A 15536-nucleotide genomic window follows, 5' to 3' on the forward strand; every position below is an offset into this window, starting at 1 on the left:
GTGGGAGTAGCTTTTCATTCTCATCGTGGGTACGCTTCTTCTCGTAGACACGGTCGAACGAGATCCGCCAGACACGAACTGGCGGAAGCCTGAACGAGAAGTACGCAGGTCAGTGCGGCTCCCAGCCTCGAAGCCCGGTGTTCCGGCACGCTGACGGGACCGGGAGCCGCACTGGGCGGCTCGTCCGACGAGGAGCCGCCATCAGCGGCACCGGCTCATTCGGTGGCCGGTGCGGTTCAGAGAGGAATGGAGGAGCAGACGCCATCAGGATCGCCCGGTCCGAGAGGCACTCGGCCCGGGTACCGCAAGACCCCGGAATGGATGGTGGTCCCCGGTCACGCAGCTGCGATCCCCCGCTCCGCCCTGCCGGGCCGGGTAGCGGAAACAGAAGGTCGGCACGGCAGTAGGCGCCGACAGATGGTGTTCAATTTCCTTCGGGGCCCTGGTGCCGTTCGGTGCCAGGGCCCCTCGACGCGTTGCACAGCGAGGTGACATGACATCGGACAACTCTCTGAATGATCGTCTGGACGACGACGACTACCCCGCGTACACCATGGGCCGGGCAGCCGAGATGCTCGGGACCACCCCGGCGTTCCTCCGAGCCATCGGTGAGGCCCGTCTGATCACTCCCCTCCGCTCGGAGGGAGGGCATCGCCGGTACTCCCGCTACCAACTGCGGATCGCCGCGCGCGCCCGCGAGCTCGTCGACAAGGGGACCCCGATCGAGGCCGCGTGCCGCATCGTCATCCTCGAGGACCAGCTCGAGGAAGCGCAGCGCATCAACGCCGAGTACCGCCGTGCCGCCGGCCAGTCGGCGGGCGGCCCCGGCTCCGGCTGAACCCGCGCGCGGCAGGCCCCCGGGTGGCCACGCGCCGGCCGGCGGAGTCGTGCGCGGCCAGGGGCCGCCCGGGCCGGGTGATCGCCGACGCCCGTACGGTCCGCCGCGTCCCCCGTGATCCCCGACCCGCCCTCATCTCGGCGCGCGGGCCGGCTCCGCCCGGGACCTCGCGGTCCGGGACGAGAGACACCTCTCATGCGGCCGCCCCGGGGTGAGACATCGGTCTCGCCGACCGGTGTGGAAACCTGTCGCGACCAGTGCATGTTTTCTGATCCAGTGGCGTGAGGCCGATCACCCCGCCGTGGCCCGGTCGGCGTCCACCGCCGGTATGCGCGCAGCCCGCCGCACATCGCCGCCCGCGCCGTGCACCGACCGGCCAGAGCCCCCGGTCGCGACCGCGTGCCGCATCGTCATCCTCCAGGACCAACCGGACGGCACGCTCCCGCCGGACCGGGTAGTGCACCGGGCACCGGGCGAGGGCACCGCGATTATCTGGTCTCGCCGGTACAGAATTACGGTCCGTGACGAGGGATACTTTCGCGACACCCGGAAAAACGTCCGGGCGCGGCGAACCGACCTGTGTTAGCGTGATAGCAGTTGCAGTTTTGGTTGCCAGAGATTTTTTCTTTGCAAAACTTTCCGGATCTTTCCGGAGGGGTGATCATCGCGGCGACTCGGCTCCGTAAAGTGCGGAGTCCGGCACTGCCCCTCAAGGGAGATTCAATATGGCATCTGGCACCGTGAAGTGGTTCAACGCGGAAAAGGGCTTCGGCTTCATCGAGCAGGACGGCGGCGGCGCCGACGTGTTCGCCCACTACTCGAACATCGCCACCAGCGGCTTCCGTGAGCTTCAGGAAGGCCAGAAGGTTACCTTCGACGTCACGCAGGGCCAGAAGGGCCCGCAGGCCGAGAACATCGTTCCCGCCTGAACTGACGCCTGACGCCAGTCTTAGCGAGCCGCTGGTTCGCGCATCATGCGGCTGGGGCCCGCGCCCTCGGGGTGCGGGCCCCAGCCCATTGCTGTGCCCGTTTCCCGAACGGGCCGCCTCTCCATACTTTTCTTCGGCACATTCTTGCGAATCTCGCGCGGTCACCTCCGCTGACGGAATTCCTCGATACGCCGCATCGAGGAGGGTTCCTCCATGAACCGCACCCGTCATACCGGCGGCAGGCCCACACGTTCGGCGGGCGCCGACCGCGGTGGCCGCTTCCGCTCCCGCAAGCCGGGCCGCCAGGGCACGTCCCCGGCCCCGCGCCGGCAGGAATTCGCCCTGCCGGTCACCCTCACCGAGCCGCTCCCCGCGGTCGAGACGTTCGCCGAACTGGAGATGCCCGCCCGGCTGACCGCGGCCCTCGTCCAGCAGGGCCTGACCACGCCCTTCCCGATCCAGGCGGCCACCCTGCCGAACGCGCTGGCGGGCCGGGACGTCCTGGGCCGGGGCCGTACCGGCTCGGGCAAGACGCTCGCCTTCGGCCTGCCCGTGCTGGCCCGGCTCGACGGACAGCGGGCCCAGCCCCGGCAGCCGCTGGCCCTGGTCCTCGTCCCCACCCGGGAACTGGCCCAGCAGGTCACCGACGCCCTCACCCCCTACGCCCAGGCCCTGCGCCTGCGGCTCGCCACCGTGGTGGGCGGCGTGTCCATCGGCCGGCAGGCGGGTGTGCTGCGCGGCGGCGCGGAGGTCGTCGTCGCGACACCCGGCCGGCTCAAGGACCTGATCGAGCGCGATGCCTGCCGGCTGGACGAGGTCGCCGTCACCGTCCTGGACGAGGCCGACCAGATGGCCGACATGGGCTTCATGCCGCAGGTCACCGAGCTGCTCGACCAAGTGCCCGCCGACGGGCAGCGGTTGCTGTTCTCGGCCACCCTGGACCGCAACATCGACCAGCTGGTCCGCCGCTACCTCGACGACCCGGTCGTGCACTCGGTCGACCCGTCCGCCGGGGCGGTCACCACGATGGAGCACCACCTGCTGCACGTGCGGGACGCCGACAAGCACACCGCCGCCACCGAGATCGCCGCCCGCGACGGGCGGGTGATCATGTTCCTGGACACCAAGCACGCGGTGGACGGGCTGGTCAAGCACCTGCTGTCCGTCGGGGTGCGGGCCGGGGCCCTGCACGGCGGAAAGTCCCAGCCGCAGCGCAACCGGACCCTCGCCCAGTTCAAGGACGGGCAGGTCACGGCGCTGGTGGCCACCAATGTCGCCGCGCGTGGCATCCATGTGGAGGGGCTCGACCTCGTGGTGAACGTCGACCCGCCGGGCGACCACAAGGACTATCTGCACCGGGGCGGCCGTACCGCGCGAGCCGGGGAGTCCGGCACCGTCGTCACCCTGGTGCTGCCGCACCAGCGGCGCGCGATGGACCGGCTGATGGCCGACGCCGACATCGCTCCGCGGACCGCCATGGTGCGCCCGGGCGACGCCGAGTTGCAGCGCATCACCGGCGCCCGGACCCCGTCCGGGGTGCCCGTCGTCATCGCCGTACCGGTCGCCGAGGGCGCCGAGCGCGGTGGGCGCGGGGGGTCCGGCGGGCGCAGGCGGCGCGGCTCCGGCGCCGGCCGTGGCGGGAGCGGGCGGTCCGGCGCGCGGACCCGTCGTTCCGCCCCGCGGAGCAACTGACGCAAACGGTCCTCGCCCGGCGCCGTCCGCTCCTGGCCGGTGCCGCCGTGCCGGGTCCCGTCAGCCGATGGTGACCACCCGCGCCCACGGCGGCGGGCCGGCCGGGGTGTAGTCGGGGTCTTCCTCGTGGACGGCGCGGGCCGGACGCGGGAAGAGGCCGACGACCGTGCGGCAGGGCGGCTGGGCGGAGGGCCAGGGGGTCTGGCCGTCGGTCAAGGCGACGATGACGTCCGGGCGGGGACGGGAGCGCAGGGCCTGGGCGAAGCCGGAGCGCAGGTCCGTTCCGCCGCCGCCGATCAGCGTCATGCTCTCGGCGCGGCAGAGGGGGACGGCGATGCCGGCGGCCGCGTCGCAGGAGACCACCGAGACCAGGTCCCGCCGCCCGCCGACCGCCCGCGAGATCGCCGCCACCTCCAGCAGCGCGCCGCCCAGTTCCGCGTCGCTGACCGAGCCGGAGGTGTCGATCACCACGCAGACCCGGGGCGGCGTGCGGCGCAGGCTCGGCAGCAGTACCCCGGGGACAGCGGCCGAGCGCCGGGACGGGCGCCGGTAGCTGTGGTTCTCGCCCACCCCCGGCGCCCCCGCCGCGGAGCGGACCGCGGCGCCCAGCAGCTGCCGCCACGGCTGCGGGGGATGGAACGCCTCATCCGCCCACCGGCGCCAGCCCTCCGGCGCGTCGCCCGGCCGGCCCTTGATGCCCTCCGCGACCCGGAAGCGGACGGCGTCCCGCTGCTGCCTGGTCAGTCCGTGGGCTCCCTCGGGCCCCAGTTCCCAGGGCCGGTGCTGCCCGTCGGCGCCGCTGCCGCAGTCCAGCCAGGCCAGCTCCGCGGTGAGCCCGGTCATCGACGCCGTCCGCAGGTACTCCTCCATCAGCAGCCCGGGGGGCAGCCGCAGCAGCGACGGCAGCACCGCACCGGCGGGCCGGGGCAGCCCGTCGCCGTAGATGTCGTCGTTGATCTCGAAGTCGGCCGCGATGTTGCGGCGCAGCCTGCTCCGGTCCTCGGCCGCGCGGTCACCGGCGCCCGGCCCCCGCTCCTCGTGTGCCCGTGCGTGGCGCTCGCCGCGTCCGTGGTGGTCCCGCAGCAGGTGGGAGACCTCGTGCACCCACACGCCCGCCAGGTCCTCGACCGGGGTGCGCGCCACGAACGCGGGTGACACGTAGCAGCGCCAGTACCGGTCCACCGCCATCGTCGGCACCGACCGGTCCTCCACGACGTGCAGCGCGAACAGCGCGTCGGCCAGGTAGGGGCGGACCTTGACCGCGTGGAGCCGGGCGGCCAGCAGCTTCTCCATGTCCAGGGGCGGCGCGGCCGAGCCGCCCGGCGGCTCCGGTGCGGCGGCCCGCACCGGGCGGGGCGGAGCGGGCCGGGACATCGGGCGGGGCACCGGGCGCGGCAGCGGGGGCCTGGCAGGTGCGGGCAGCGGGCGTGGCGACGCCTGGTCCGTGGGGCCCGGCGCCGGGCGCCGGGGACTCGCGGGGCCGTTCATCGGGCCGTTCCCGTCGGGTGCCCGGCGGTGGCCGGGGTCTTGGCCCGGGCCACCGAGCGGTCCGCCCGCCGGACGAGGTCGATCACTCCGGCCAGCCGTTCCACGGTGTCCGGCACCTCCCAGTCATCGCGTCGCAGCGCGGCCAGTGCCGTCGCCGGGGCCACCACCAGGTCCGGGGCGCCGGTCTCCAGGGCGCGGACCAGCACCGCCCAGCCCGCCTCCCACCTCTCCCGCCGGGGCCGCGCACCGACGGCTGCGACCACCGCCTCCAGCGCCGCCTGCCGCAGATCGCCCCGCACCGGCAGCTCCGCGGTGGGCGGGTCGGCCAGCAGCGACTCCGGGTCCGGCAGGTCCATCCGGTCCATGTGGGCGAGGAGTTCGAGCCCCGGCCCGTCCCCCACCGCGCCCCGCACCAGCAGCGCCAGCACGTCCCGGGAGACACCGGCGGCCGTGCCGAAGGCCAGCAGCGTCAGCGCGGCCTCCCAGCTGCGGGGCGAGGGCCAGGCGCCGCCGCGCCGGGCCTCGGTGCTCGGCAGCCGGTGGATCAGCGTCGGCCTGGCCTCCAGGAACCCGCACACCACCCGCCGGGCGAACGCCACCGCCTCCGCCAGCCGCTCCGGCACCAGCCGGGGCAGCTCCGCCCGGGGCCAGACCCCGCCGAGTCCGCGCACCACCACCTCCCGGTCGTGCACCCAGTGCAGATGCACGAACCGGTTGGCCAGCGGCGGGCTCAGCTCCCACCCGTCCGCGGCCGACGCGCGCGGGTTGGCGGCGGCGACGATCCGTACGCCCGGCGGCAGTTGGAGCGCGCCGACCCGCCGTTCCAGGACGACCCGGAGCAGCGCGGCCTGGACGGCGGGGGTGGCGGTGGAGAGTTCGTCGAGGAAGAGCAACCCACGGCCCGCGCGGACCAGTTCCACGGCCCACTGCGGTGGCGCCATCGGCACCCCCTGGACGGCCGGGTCCTCGCCCAGGATGGGCAGCCCGGAGAAGTCGGACGGCTCGTGGACGCTCGCGATCACGGTGGTCAGCGGCAGGTCGAGGGAGGTGGCGAGCTGGGTGAGGGCCGCGGTCTTGCCGATGCCCGGCTCGCCCCAGAGCAGCACGGGCAGGTCGGCGGCGACGGCGAGCGTGAGCGCTTCGAGCTGCTCGTCGGGGCGCGGCTCGGTGGTGGTCGTCCGCAGCAGGGACAACAGGTCGTCGGCCACGGCGAGTTGGGCATCGGTGGCGGAGCCGGTGGCGGGCGGGGCGGGCAGGAGGGCGCTGGGGGTCATGGGCATCACCTGGGGTGGGAGGAGGGGACGGGCGAGGAGCCGTCGCGGACGTCTTGGGGCGCGCGGCGCGGCACACGGGCGCCGGCGGGGCGGGAAACAGGTGCCGGTGGCGCGGACAACGGATGCCGGCGGGTCCGCCGGTCGGCGGGCGCGGCGAGGGGCCGGGTTCCGGCGGGGCGCCGGTCGGGCTCAGGGCTGGCCGGTGCGGGGGCGGGAGCGGCTGTTCCGCTTGCCGAGCAGCGCGGGAGGCGTACGGCGGCTACGGCGGTCGAGCCGGGGGCGGTGGCCCTGGTAGGGGTCCGCGACGCCCCCGCCCCCGGCCGCGCGGGCCCCGGGGTGCTCGGCGACCAGCCCCGAGCGGAACAGGCCGTGGTCGACACGGCGGGCGGCCGCCGACTCCAGTTCCGCCCGGAGCGGTCCGTCGCGCAGCACCGCGCCGGGGCCGAGCAGGCCCTCGACCACGGCCAGCGCTCCGGTGACGTCACCGTGGCCGAGCCGCTCCCGGACCGCGGGCAGCGCCTCCGGGTTGCGGTGCACCGCGTCGATGGCCCGCAGACAGGGCAGCGGCGGGCCACCGAGCGCCACCAGCAGTTCCTCGCGGCGCAGTTGGTCCGGGTCGTGGTCGACGGCCGTGAGCACGCCGTCGCGCAGCGCGAGCCGGTGGACCTCGCCCCGGCACTCCACCCGGTGCGGATCGCCGGGCTCGGACGCGGGTGCGGCCGCCGGTGCCGGCCCGGGCACCGGCAGGGCCGCGGCGACGAGCGGGTGCAGCCGCTCGGGCGCGATCAGCCCGGCCCGCAGCAGTTCCAGGTCCGGCAGGAGCCGGGCCGCCGCCTCCGGCAGCACCGGGAGCGCGGCGGCCTCCTGCGGCGGCGGGGCGGCACGCGGCTGCCGGAGCACCGGGACGTGGGCGTCGTCCGGAGCGACGAGTTCGAGTACGAGGCGGCTGCGCGCGGCCAGTCGTACGGTGAAGGCCCCTCGGGACCGGCCCTCGGCGCGCAGCAGCAGCTCCGCCTCGGCGGCCCAGCGGTCCTTGGCCCACGGCGGGTCGGCGGACGACACCGCGGGGGTGCCGGTCCAGCCGCTGCGCCGCGCCAGTTCGCCGCTGCGGGTGGCGTCCCAGAGGTGCCGGTGCAGGTCGAGGCGGAAACGGCGGTCGGGGTGCGGGTGCGGATGGTGGCGGGGAGCGCCGTCCCCCGGGCCCGTCCACAGGGACAGGGACATGCGCTGTCCGGCGTCCGCCCAGGCCGGTGGTGTCCGCACCACGAGGTGCACGGGGGTGCCCGGATCGCCGTACCGGGCGAGGGAGAGGGTGAGGCCGGGCCGCAGGCGTCCGTCGGGGGCGATCCGGGGCATGTGCCAGCGGAGCAGGTCGGGTGCCAGCCGACGCAGATCCGCGCGGAGGCGGGTGACGAGGCCGGTGCCGTGGCGGTCGCGCACGGCGCGCAGATCGAGGTCGACGTCGATCCGGGCGGCGGCGCAGGCCCCCGCCCAGTCACCGACCGCGCGGCGGGCGGTCGCGGTCTCGATCATGGACGGTGGCACGGCGTACTCGCGTACGCGCTGCCACATCGACAGGTGGGGCGGAAGGTCGTTCGCGACGTGGTGGGCCATCAGCACTCACCTTGCGCGAACGAGTCCCCCAATCCGAGCGAGGAGAAGTTCTTCATCGCGGGCATGATAGGCACCACCGGGCCGTGCTGTCAGTTCATTTGTGCGACCGGGGAGCCGGCGGCGGCCAGGGTGGGGTAGTCGGTGTAGCCGGTCGCTCCGCCCGTGTACATCGCGTACTCGTCCCGCACCTGGTTGAGCGGTGCGCCGATGCGCAGTCGTTCGACGAGGTCGGGGTTGGCGAGGAAGGCGCGGCCGAGGGCGATCAGGTCGGCGCCCGCGGCGAGGAGCCGCTCGCCCGCGCTCCGGCCGCCGTCGTGCGGAAGCGGTTCGCCCCAGCCCAGCGCCGGGTTGGCGATCAGCGTGCCCGGCCAGGCCCCGCGCAGTTCGTGGAAGAGGGGCTGGTCCGGGTCGGCGAACACGAGGTGCAGATAGGCGAGTCCGGTGTCCGCCAGGGCCTCGACGAGTGCCGGGTAGATGTCCCCGGTGGCCCCTTCCTCGATGCCGTTGACGGTGTTCCCGGGGGAGATGCGCAGCCCCACGCGTTCGGGGCCGATCGCGGCGGCGACGGCGCGCACCACCTCGACCACGAAGCGGATCCGGCCGGAGACCGGGCCGCCGTACGCGTCGGTGCGGTGGTTGGTGTTCGCCGCCAGGAACTGGTGCAGCAAGTGGCCGTTGGCCGCGTGCACTTCGACGCCCTCGAAGCCCGCCTCGATCGCGTTGCGGGCGGCCGCGGCGAAGTCGGCGACGGTGGTCTCGATGTCGGCGAGCGTCATCTCGCGCGGTACGACGGCCTCTTGGCGGCCGGTGGGGGTGTGGATCGTCTCGGGGAGCGGGACGGGCGAGGGGGCAATCGGCGTCAGCCCGCTGTTGTCGGGGTGGCCGACCCGGCCGCCGTGCTGGAGCTGCAGGAACATCCGGCCGCCCTCGGCCCGTACCGCGTCGGTGACCCGGCGCCAGCCGGCCACGTGGGCCGCGTCGTGGATGGCGGGGATGTTGGGGTACGTCCGGCCCACGGCGTTCGGCGTGGTGGCCTCGGCGATGATCAGCCCGGCGGACGCGCGCTGTGCGTAGTAGGTGGCCATGAGCGGTCCGGGGACCCCGTCCGCCGCGGCGCGGTTGCGGGTCAGGGGGGCCATCACCAGGCGGTTGGACAGGTGCAGGGGGCCCAGGCGGGCAGGCTCGAAGAGGCCGGAATCGGCGGGTGCGTTCGTCATGGCCGTACGGTAGAAGTTGACACCGGTGTCAGGTTCAAGCCCGCTTCGGCATGCGAGGTGAGGGATGAGGATCGGTGAGCTGGCCCGGCGCAGCGGGGTGAGCGAGCGTTCCCTGCGGTACTACGAGAGTCAGGGGCTGCTGGTCTCCGAGCGGAGTCCCGGCGGGCAGCGGGAGTTCGGGGAGTGGGCCGTCGACCGTGTCGTGCGCATCCAGGCGCTGTACGCGGCCGGTCTGCACAGCAAGAAGATCGCGCGGCTGCTGCCCTGTATGCGGGACGCGGACGGCGGGCCGAACGAGTTCGCCACGGCGCGGCTGGTGGACGAGCTGACCGAGGAGCGCGACCGTATCGACCGCTTGATCGCCGACCTGGTCCGCTCGCGGGAGGTCCTGGACGAAGCGATAGCGGCCGCGTCGACCGGTCCGCTGTCCCGGCAGGGCGCCTGAGGGAGGCTCCGGCTGCTCCAGGCCCGCATGTGGGCATGGGTGGGATCACCGGTGGTCCGGTCGGCACAGGAATGTCAGTTGCCTGATGACGCAATCCGGCAATCACGGGCCTGGGCCGTACAGACCCCTCGGCCACGCCGCGCTCAGCGACCGCCCCGACCGTAGCGCGCCATGATCCAGGCGGCACCACGCTGCGCCAGCACCCTGCGCCGCGCCCGTCGCGAGCGTGGCACACCGAGGGACGGAGCCGGTGCCGACGCGCTCGCCACCGAGGCGAGACGGGCGGCGGCGCGCGCCAGTTCGGCCTGCAACTCCCGGCGTCGGGCCGAGGCGCCCGCTCTCAGCAGTGCCGCGTAGAGGCCCTCCACCTCGGCCAGGGCGGCCCCCAGCCGCAGATTCGCCTCACGCACCCGCCGAATGTCACCGCGCGACATGGACGCCCTTCCTCCCCCGGGCCACGGAACGCACCCCGGACGGCTGCGATTATTGCGCAATTTCGCAAGTCACGGGGGTGCAGGGGACGGTGTGGGGGTGTCAGCGCGCGCCGACGGCCCGCCCGGCCTCGGCCCAGTTCCCGTGCAGCCGGTCCAGGTACGAGCGGGCCTGACCGCCAGGTGTGGCGCCGCGGGCGAACGCGAGCATGTTGCCCGCGCCCGTGTTGTAGCCGAGCGCCAGCAGCTCGTCCTTCGTGTAGGGGCCCGTCCAGTGCGCGGGCAGCCGGTCCGCCAGGTCGCGCAGGTACCAGGCCTCGGCCTCGATCGCCAGGTCGCGGTCGTCGGGCAGTTCCTCCCAGCGGCGGCCGGCGAAGGGGCGGCCCCGCTTGACCTCGTCGAAGGTGGCACGGTGCATGTCGGCGATGCCGAAGGCGGCGTCCGGCTTGTACTTCTGCCAGGCCCGCTCGAAGGTCGGGTCGTGCGGTTTGTACGACTCGTTGTAGAGGATGGCCATCACCAGCCGGGCGCTGACGCCCGCCTCGCGGGCCCGGGTCCGGACCTGGGCGGCGTAGTCGGCGGGGTCGTACCCGGCGGACGCCGGTGCGGGCGGCGGGCTCGAGGTGCGCGGCGCCGCCCGGGAAGCGGACGGGCCGGCCTTCGGGCGGGACGGCGCCTCGGGCGTGGACGGGGTGCCCGTGGCCCGGACGATGCCGTACAGCACCAGCGCGAGGACCACCAGGAGCAGCCATCGGCCGCGCCTCGGTGCCGTCGATTCCGCCATGACCCCGGCCTCCCGCGTCTGTCGTCAGCCGACGCCCTTGTACCGCGGGGGAGCTAAGACGGGCGTGAGGCGCTGCCGCCGTCCGGGGCGCCCGGTGGCTCGTGGCGCGCCCTGGCGACCAGCAGGGCCGCGGTGTACAGGGCGAGGACGACGCCGAGCAGCGGGTAGTAGACGGCGGGCAGGGGGGCGAGGCCGATCAGCGGGCCGAGCGGTGAGGGCGGCAGCGCCAGGCCGATGACGGCCAGGGCGAGCGCGGCCCGGCCGACGGGGCCGGGCCCGCGGCCCCGCGCGGCCCGGCGGCCGGTCCGCAGCAGCACCATCACCAGGGCCTGGGTGAGCAGGTTCTCGGTGAACCAGCCCGCGTGGAAGACCGGTTCGGCCATTTTCCGGCCGAGGCCGTGCAGGGCGAGGGCGAGCACGGCGAAGGTGGCGACGTCGGCCACGGCGTTGAGCACCCCGAACCCCGTGATGAAGCGCAGCAGTTCGCGGGGGGGCAGGGTGGTGGGCCGGCGCGGTGCCAGACGGTGCGGACGGTCGTGGGCGAAGGTGAGCTGGGCGGCGTCGAAGCACAGGTTCTGGGCGAGGACCTGGGCGGGGAGCATCGGCAGGAAGGGCAGCAGCAGGCCGGCGCAGAGCATCGCGATCACATTGCCGAGGTTGGAGGAGAGCGTGATCCGCAGATAGGCGGCGATGTTGCCGCCCGCGTGCCGGCCCGCGTCGATGGCGTGGGCGATCGCGGTGAGGTCCTTCTCGGCGAGCACCACGTCGGCGCGCTCCCGGACCGCGTCGGCACAGCCCTGCGGGGCGATGCCGACGTCGGCGGCGCGCAGCGCGGGCAGGTCGTTGACGCCGTCGCCGAGGAAACCGACGGTGTGCCCGGCGCGGTGCAGCGCGTGGACCACGCGGGCCTTGTGCTCCGGGGTGCAGCGGGCGAACACCGTGGCGTGGGCGACGAGTTCGGTCAGCTCGGCGTCCGTGCGGGCGTCGATGGCACCGGCGGTCAGGACGGCGTCGTCGGACACCGGGACGCCGAGGTCGCGGCAGGCCCGGACCGCCGTGCCGGGGTGGTCCCCGGTGAGCACCTTGACCGTGACGCCCTGACCGGTGAGGACCGTCAGCGCCTCGGCGGCGGTGGGCGCGAGCGCGTCCCGCAGGGTGACCAGGCCGCAGAAGGCGAGGCCGCGTTCGTCGGCCTCCGTGTAGCCGCGGGCGCGGGCCGGGCGTTCGGCGGTGGCCACGGCCAGGACGCGCGCCCCGTCCTCGGCCTGCCGGGCGGCGAGGTCGCGCAGCCGGCCGCGTTCCTCGTCGTCGAGGGCGCAGCGCGCGAGGACGGCCTCGGCGTCCCCCTTGACGACCAGTGTGTGCGTGCCGAGCCGGCCCGGCGTGCGAAGGACCGCGGTGGCCAGGCGGCGGGCCGGGGTGAAGGGGAGCGCGGCGACGCCGTCGTGGGCGAGGAGGTCGTCCTCGTCGACCGCGGCGAGGAGCGCCTCGTCCAGGGCGTCGGGCTCGGGCAGGTCGGCGAGTTGCAGGGTCCACCAGGAGTTGAGGGCGGCCCAGCGCAGGACCTCGGGGTCGTCCTGGCCGTCCGGGCCGAGGCCGCGGTCGGCCACGGGCCGGTCCTGGGTGAGCGTGCCGGTCTTGTCCAGGCACAGCACGTCGGCGGCGCCGATGTCGTACAGGGCGGGGAGCCGTCTGACGATCACGCCCCGGGTGCGGGCCAGCAGCGCGGCGCCGCGGGCCAGGCAGGTGGTGACGAGGACCGGCAGCATCTCCGGGGTCAGCCCGACCGCCACCGCGACCGCGAACGGCAGTGTCTCCAGGCCCCGGTCGCGCAGCGCCGCGTTGGCCATCAGCACCAGCGGGGGCGTGAGCAGCATGAACCGGATCAGGATCCAGGAGACGCCGTGCACGGACCGGTCGAAGGCGCTCGGCTCCGGGCGGCCCGGCGCCCGGCCGTGCGCGGCGCCGAACCGGGTCCGCGCGCCGGTCGCGGTGACCACGGCGGTGGCGCTGCCGGAGGCGATGCCACTGCCCTGGAAGCACCACTGCGGCTGCTCGAACGGCCCGCTGCCCGGCGCCGGCGCATCGGCGTGCTTGGCGACGGGGGCGGTCTCGCCGGTGAGCGCGGACTGGTGCACGGTCAGTCCGCTCGCACGCAGCAGCCGTACGTCCGCGGGGACGAGGTCGCCCGGGCCGAGGCGGATCACGTCACCGGCCACGAGGTCCTCCAGGGGGATCTCGCGGGCGATGGGCACCGCCTCCTCGTCGGCGCGCCGCAGCACGGTCGCCGTGGTGGCGACCAGTTCGCGCAGCGCGGCCGTGGACCGGTCGGCCCGGTACTCGCCGGCCGTGCGCAGCACGCAGCTGACCACGACGAGGAAGAGGATCACCGAGGCGGTGCCCCAGGCGAGGACGGCGGCGGAGACCAGGCCGAGGCAGAGCAGCACCGCCGTGAAGGGATCGCGCAGGCTGCGCACGAAGAGCCGGGACCGGCCGGCCGCGCGCCGGGCCGGCAGGGTGTTCGCGCCGAACCGGGCCAGGCGTGCCTCGGCCTCGGCCTCCGTCAGCCCGCGCGGGCCGGTGTCCAGCCGCCGCAGGACCTCCAGCAGGGTCGGCGCGGCCGCGCCCGGCTCGCCGGGGGCGGCATCCGCTGCCGAAACGGCCACCGCGGCGGGCGGCCCGGCGTCCCGGTCGAAGGCCGCGGTGGTCTCAGCCACTGGTCCCGTGCAGAAGCCGGATCGGCGCGGCGCCCTGGCGGGAACGTGCCGTCAGCTGCCCGATCATCACTCTCACCAGCGTCACGACGTCCGGGTCGTCGATGTAGTAGACCTGTCGCCGGCCCTCCCGGCGCGAGCGCACCAGCCCGGCGAGTTTCAGCTTCGCCAGGTGCTGGCTGACGGCGGGCAGGGCGCCGCCCACCCGGTCGGCGAGGTGCGTGACGTCGCTCTCCCCCTGCGACAGCGCCCACATCAGATGGAGCCGGACGGACGAGGCGAGCAACCCGAAGGCACCGGCGGCGGCCGCCAGCACCTCGGCGGGCGGATCCTCGAACCCACCGCCGTTCTCCCCCACGACCCGCCGCCCTCCCGTCCCGCACTCGAAGCCGACACACGTGCGCCCGGACAGTGTAGGTGCCGGGGCCGACGGCGGGCGGGCCCGTGCCGTGCGCCGGGGCCCGACCGGTCAGGCGGTCAGGCGGGTCAGGCGGGTCAGGCGGGGATGACCCCCGGCCGGAACGGCTCGACGCCGACGATGTGGCGCACGCGCTCCGGCTCGACCAGGACGTGCACCCGCTGCTCGCCCTCGATCAGCCAGGGGTAGCCGTCCAGGCCCAGGTACTTGCGGGCCAGCCGGTCCATGCCGCGCTCGGCCTCCTCGCCCGTCACGAGGCGCACCACGCGGCCGGAGATCTGCACCCGGTCGTAGGGGCTGTCGGCGTCGATGTGGGAGAGGTGGACGCGCGGGTCGTTGCGGAGGTTCTCCTCCTTGATCCGGCCCACCGAGGTGTTGAAGACGATCAGCCCGTCCTCCAGCCCCACCCACATCGGCGTCACGTGCGGCGCGCCGTCCGGCGTCACCGTGGCCACGAACCAGAAGTTCGGCGCCTCCAGCCGCCCCCGCACCTGCTCGGTCAACCGCGCCGCCATGCCCGCACCTTTCCTTGATCATCAACGGTCGGCCCACTCTTTCACGCGCCCGCCGGCCACCGGGGCGCCGAGCACCGAAAGTCACCAACGACCAGGAACCGTGCGGGTTTTCGACACGTTTCCGCCACACGCCCGACCGGGCTCAGTGGCCCTTGAGCTCGCCGGCGCCCGCAGCAAGGGCGGCTTCCGGCTGTACACGGAGTCCGGCGTCGAACGGCCGATGGTCAGGGGTACAGCAGGTGCAGCCGGCCCGGTTCGGCCGCCATCCGCAGCGGGGCGCGCACCTCGCGCACGGGGATGCCGTCCAGGTCCAACCGATGGGCGCCCAAAGCCCGTTCGAAGCGCAGCCGCCGTACCCGGCGCGTGCCGAAGGAGTCGCCGCGCACCTCCAGCAGCCCCGATCCGGTGACCGTGACGCACAGGGGACGGCCGCCCGGCACGGTGATCTTCTCGTTGTCGAGGATCAGACGGGCGGGCCCGGGGTCGGGGCGCAGGGACACCAACCCCACGCGGTGCAGGGCGAGTTCATAGCCCCGGTCGGCGAGGTGGATGCCGATGACGGCGCTCCGCCGGCCGCCGAGCCCGCCCGGCTCGCCGCCCGCCGCACCTTCGGGGCGTTCGGTCAGCAGCGGCAGCCGCCATAACGCGGCGGCCCGCATCGCCTGCTCCGGGCGCACGCCCGGCGTGTGCAGCAGCAGCCCCACCGCGCGCACCGGCAGGCCGTATGAGCCACCGCGCTCGCCGGGTTCCGGCAGCGGGCTCAACTCCGTCGTGGCCACGCCTCGTTCGGCCAGCCGGGCGCGCAGGGAACCGGCCCGCTGACGGTCGGACTGGTGCCGGCCGCGGACGACGCCGAGGGTGGAGCGCGTCGCGGGCAGGGCGCCGGCGAGCCGCACGGCGGCGGTCAGCAGGCGCGGAACTCCCGGTGTCTCGCGGGCGGGCACGGCGTCGGGGGGCGAGGTCGAGTGCGGCATGCGGGCTCCTTGCGCGCTCGGGACGGAGCGAACGCGGCCGCCGACACGGCACGACCCATGGCGGCACCCGGTCGTTCGTCCCCAACGTAGTGCGAGAACGCGCCCGGTGTGAAGCCGACCGAAGACGGGGTGAACACGGCCCGATCCTCACGTGTCGTGAGAATTGCCGGACACCGCCGCGCCCCCGGACACCGCCGCCCCCG

Annotated in this window: 14 protein-coding genes; 4 read left to right on the forward strand and 10 right to left on the reverse strand. The window is 74.8% G+C overall.

Annotated features, from left to right (window positions below; translation table 11 throughout):
- Positions 1-493: 493 nt before the first annotated feature.
- The 3 genes from BLW85_RS19165 (at position 494) to BLW85_RS19175 (ending at position 3459) form a co-directional block, all read left to right on the forward strand.
- The gene (locus tag BLW85_RS19165; RefSeq protein WP_074992688.1) at positions 494-838 is read left to right on the forward strand and encodes a helix-turn-helix domain-containing protein; all 345 of its coding nucleotides are present in this window, start codon (positions 494-496) and stop codon (positions 836-838) included.
- Between the two features lie 725 nt (positions 839-1563).
- Complete coding sequence (locus tag BLW85_RS19170; RefSeq protein ID WP_007383480.1) at positions 1564-1767, forward strand: cold-shock protein; 204 nt, start codon at positions 1564-1566, stop codon at positions 1765-1767.
- A gap of 213 nt (positions 1768-1980) precedes the next feature.
- A complete protein-coding gene (locus tag BLW85_RS19175; protein WP_074992689.1) occupies positions 1981-3459 on the forward strand; it encodes a DEAD/DEAH box helicase in 1479 nt (492 codons plus the stop codon).
- Positions 3460-3519: 60 nt separating this feature from the next.
- On the opposite strand, the gene BLW85_RS19180 is transcribed toward BLW85_RS19175, so the two are convergent.
- The 4 genes from BLW85_RS19180 to BLW85_RS19195 all read right to left on the reverse strand — a co-directional run bounded on the left by BLW85_RS19180 (position 3520) and on the right by BLW85_RS19195 (position 9052).
- Positions 3520-4752 (reverse strand): DUF2201 family putative metallopeptidase, encoded by a 1233-nt coding sequence (locus tag BLW85_RS19180; RefSeq protein WP_074996127.1) that lies wholly within the window; start codon positions 4750-4752, stop codon positions 3520-3522.
- A gap of 191 nt (positions 4753-4943) precedes the next feature.
- Positions 4944-6221, reverse strand: a complete 1278-nt coding sequence (locus BLW85_RS19185; protein ID WP_074992690.1) for an AAA family ATPase — start codon at positions 6219-6221, stop codon at positions 4944-4946.
- 189 nt (positions 6222-6410) lie between these two features.
- A complete protein-coding gene (locus tag BLW85_RS19190; protein ID WP_074992691.1) occupies positions 6411-7835 on the reverse strand; it encodes a hypothetical protein in 1425 nt (474 codons plus the stop codon).
- Positions 7836-7924: 89 nt separating this feature from the next.
- On the reverse strand, positions 7925-9052 hold the full coding sequence (locus tag BLW85_RS19195) for an alkene reductase (protein WP_070024267.1): 1128 nt from the start codon (positions 9050-9052) through the stop codon (positions 7925-7927).
- 64 nt (positions 9053-9116) lie between these two features.
- Between BLW85_RS19195 and BLW85_RS19200 the strand changes: the two genes are divergently transcribed.
- Positions 9117-9497, forward strand: a complete 381-nt coding sequence (locus BLW85_RS19200) for a MerR family transcriptional regulator (RefSeq protein ID WP_070024269.1) — start codon at positions 9117-9119, stop codon at positions 9495-9497.
- A gap of 143 nt (positions 9498-9640) precedes the next feature.
- On the opposite strand, the gene BLW85_RS19205 is transcribed toward BLW85_RS19200, so the two are convergent.
- The 6 genes from BLW85_RS19205 to BLW85_RS19230 all read right to left on the reverse strand — a co-directional run bounded on the left by BLW85_RS19205 (position 9641) and on the right by BLW85_RS19230 (position 15333).
- The gene (locus BLW85_RS19205) at positions 9641-9907 is read right to left on the reverse strand and encodes a hypothetical protein (protein WP_244174884.1); all 267 of its coding nucleotides are present in this window, start codon (positions 9905-9907) and stop codon (positions 9641-9643) included.
- 124 nt (positions 9908-10031) lie between these two features.
- Positions 10032-10712: a lysozyme family protein gene (locus BLW85_RS19210; RefSeq protein WP_074992693.1), complete on the reverse strand. Its 681-nt coding sequence runs from the start codon at positions 10710-10712 to the stop codon at positions 10032-10034.
- Positions 10713-10765: 53 nt separating this feature from the next.
- Positions 10766-13429, reverse strand: coding sequence for a magnesium-translocating P-type ATPase (gene mgtA / locus BLW85_RS19215; RefSeq protein ID WP_074992694.1), 2664 nt, complete (start codon positions 13427-13429; stop codon positions 10766-10768).
- A complete protein-coding gene (locus BLW85_RS19220) occupies positions 13422-13784 on the reverse strand; it encodes an ArsR/SmtB family transcription factor (protein WP_070024279.1) in 363 nt (120 codons plus the stop codon). Before BLW85_RS19220 ends, mgtA begins: the two co-directional genes overlap by 8 nt.
- Positions 13785-13921: 137 nt before the next feature.
- Positions 13922-14359: a TIGR03618 family F420-dependent PPOX class oxidoreductase gene (locus tag BLW85_RS19225; RefSeq protein WP_070024281.1), complete on the reverse strand. Its 438-nt coding sequence runs from the start codon at positions 14357-14359 to the stop codon at positions 13922-13924.
- A 224-nt stretch (positions 14360-14583) separates the two neighbouring features.
- Complete coding sequence (locus tag BLW85_RS19230; RefSeq protein ID WP_074992695.1) at positions 14584-15333, reverse strand: hypothetical protein; 750 nt, start codon at positions 15331-15333, stop codon at positions 14584-14586.
- Positions 15334-15536: the final 203 nt, after the last annotated feature.

Source organism: Streptomyces misionensis (assembly GCF_900104815.1).
Lineage (GTDB): Bacteria > Actinomycetota > Actinomycetes > Streptomycetales > Streptomycetaceae > Streptomyces > Streptomyces misionensis.

Bases quoted from the DNA above. Each gene is read 5' to 3' on its own strand.
- BLW85_RS19165 (WP_074992688.1), top strand. From the start codon at position 494: ATGACATCGGACAACTCTCTGAATGATCGTCTGGACGACGACGACTAC.
- BLW85_RS19170 (WP_007383480.1), top strand. From the start codon at position 1,564: ATGGCATCTGGCACCGTGAAGTGGTTCAACGCGGAAAAGGGCTTCGGC.
- BLW85_RS19175 (WP_074992689.1), top strand. From the start codon at position 1,981: ATGAACCGCACCCGTCATACCGGCGGCAGGCCCACACGTTCGGCGGGC.
- BLW85_RS19180 (WP_074996127.1), bottom strand. From the start codon at position 4,752: ATGGAGAAGCTGCTGGCCGCCCGGCTCCACGCGGTCAAGGTCCGCCCC.
- BLW85_RS19185 (WP_074992690.1), bottom strand. From the start codon at position 6,221: ATGACCCCCAGCGCCCTCCTGCCCGCCCCGCCCGCCACCGGCTCCGCC.
- BLW85_RS19190 (WP_074992691.1), bottom strand. From the start codon at position 7,835: ATGGCCCACCACGTCGCGAACGACCTTCCGCCCCACCTGTCGATGTGG.
- BLW85_RS19195 (WP_070024267.1), bottom strand. From the start codon at position 9,052: ATGACGAACGCACCCGCCGATTCCGGCCTCTTCGAGCCTGCCCGCCTG.
- BLW85_RS19200 (WP_070024269.1), top strand. From the start codon at position 9,117: ATGAGGATCGGTGAGCTGGCCCGGCGCAGCGGGGTGAGCGAGCGTTCC.
- BLW85_RS19210 (WP_074992693.1), bottom strand. From the start codon at position 10,712: ATGGCGGAATCGACGGCACCGAGGCGCGGCCGATGGCTGCTCCTGGTG.
- BLW85_RS19225 (WP_070024281.1), bottom strand. From the start codon at position 14,359: ATGGCGGCGCGGTTGACCGAGCAGGTGCGGGGGCGGCTGGAGGCGCCG.
- BLW85_RS19230 (WP_074992695.1), bottom strand. From the start codon at position 15,333: ATGCCGCACTCGACCTCGCCCCCCGACGCCGTGCCCGCCCGCGAGACA.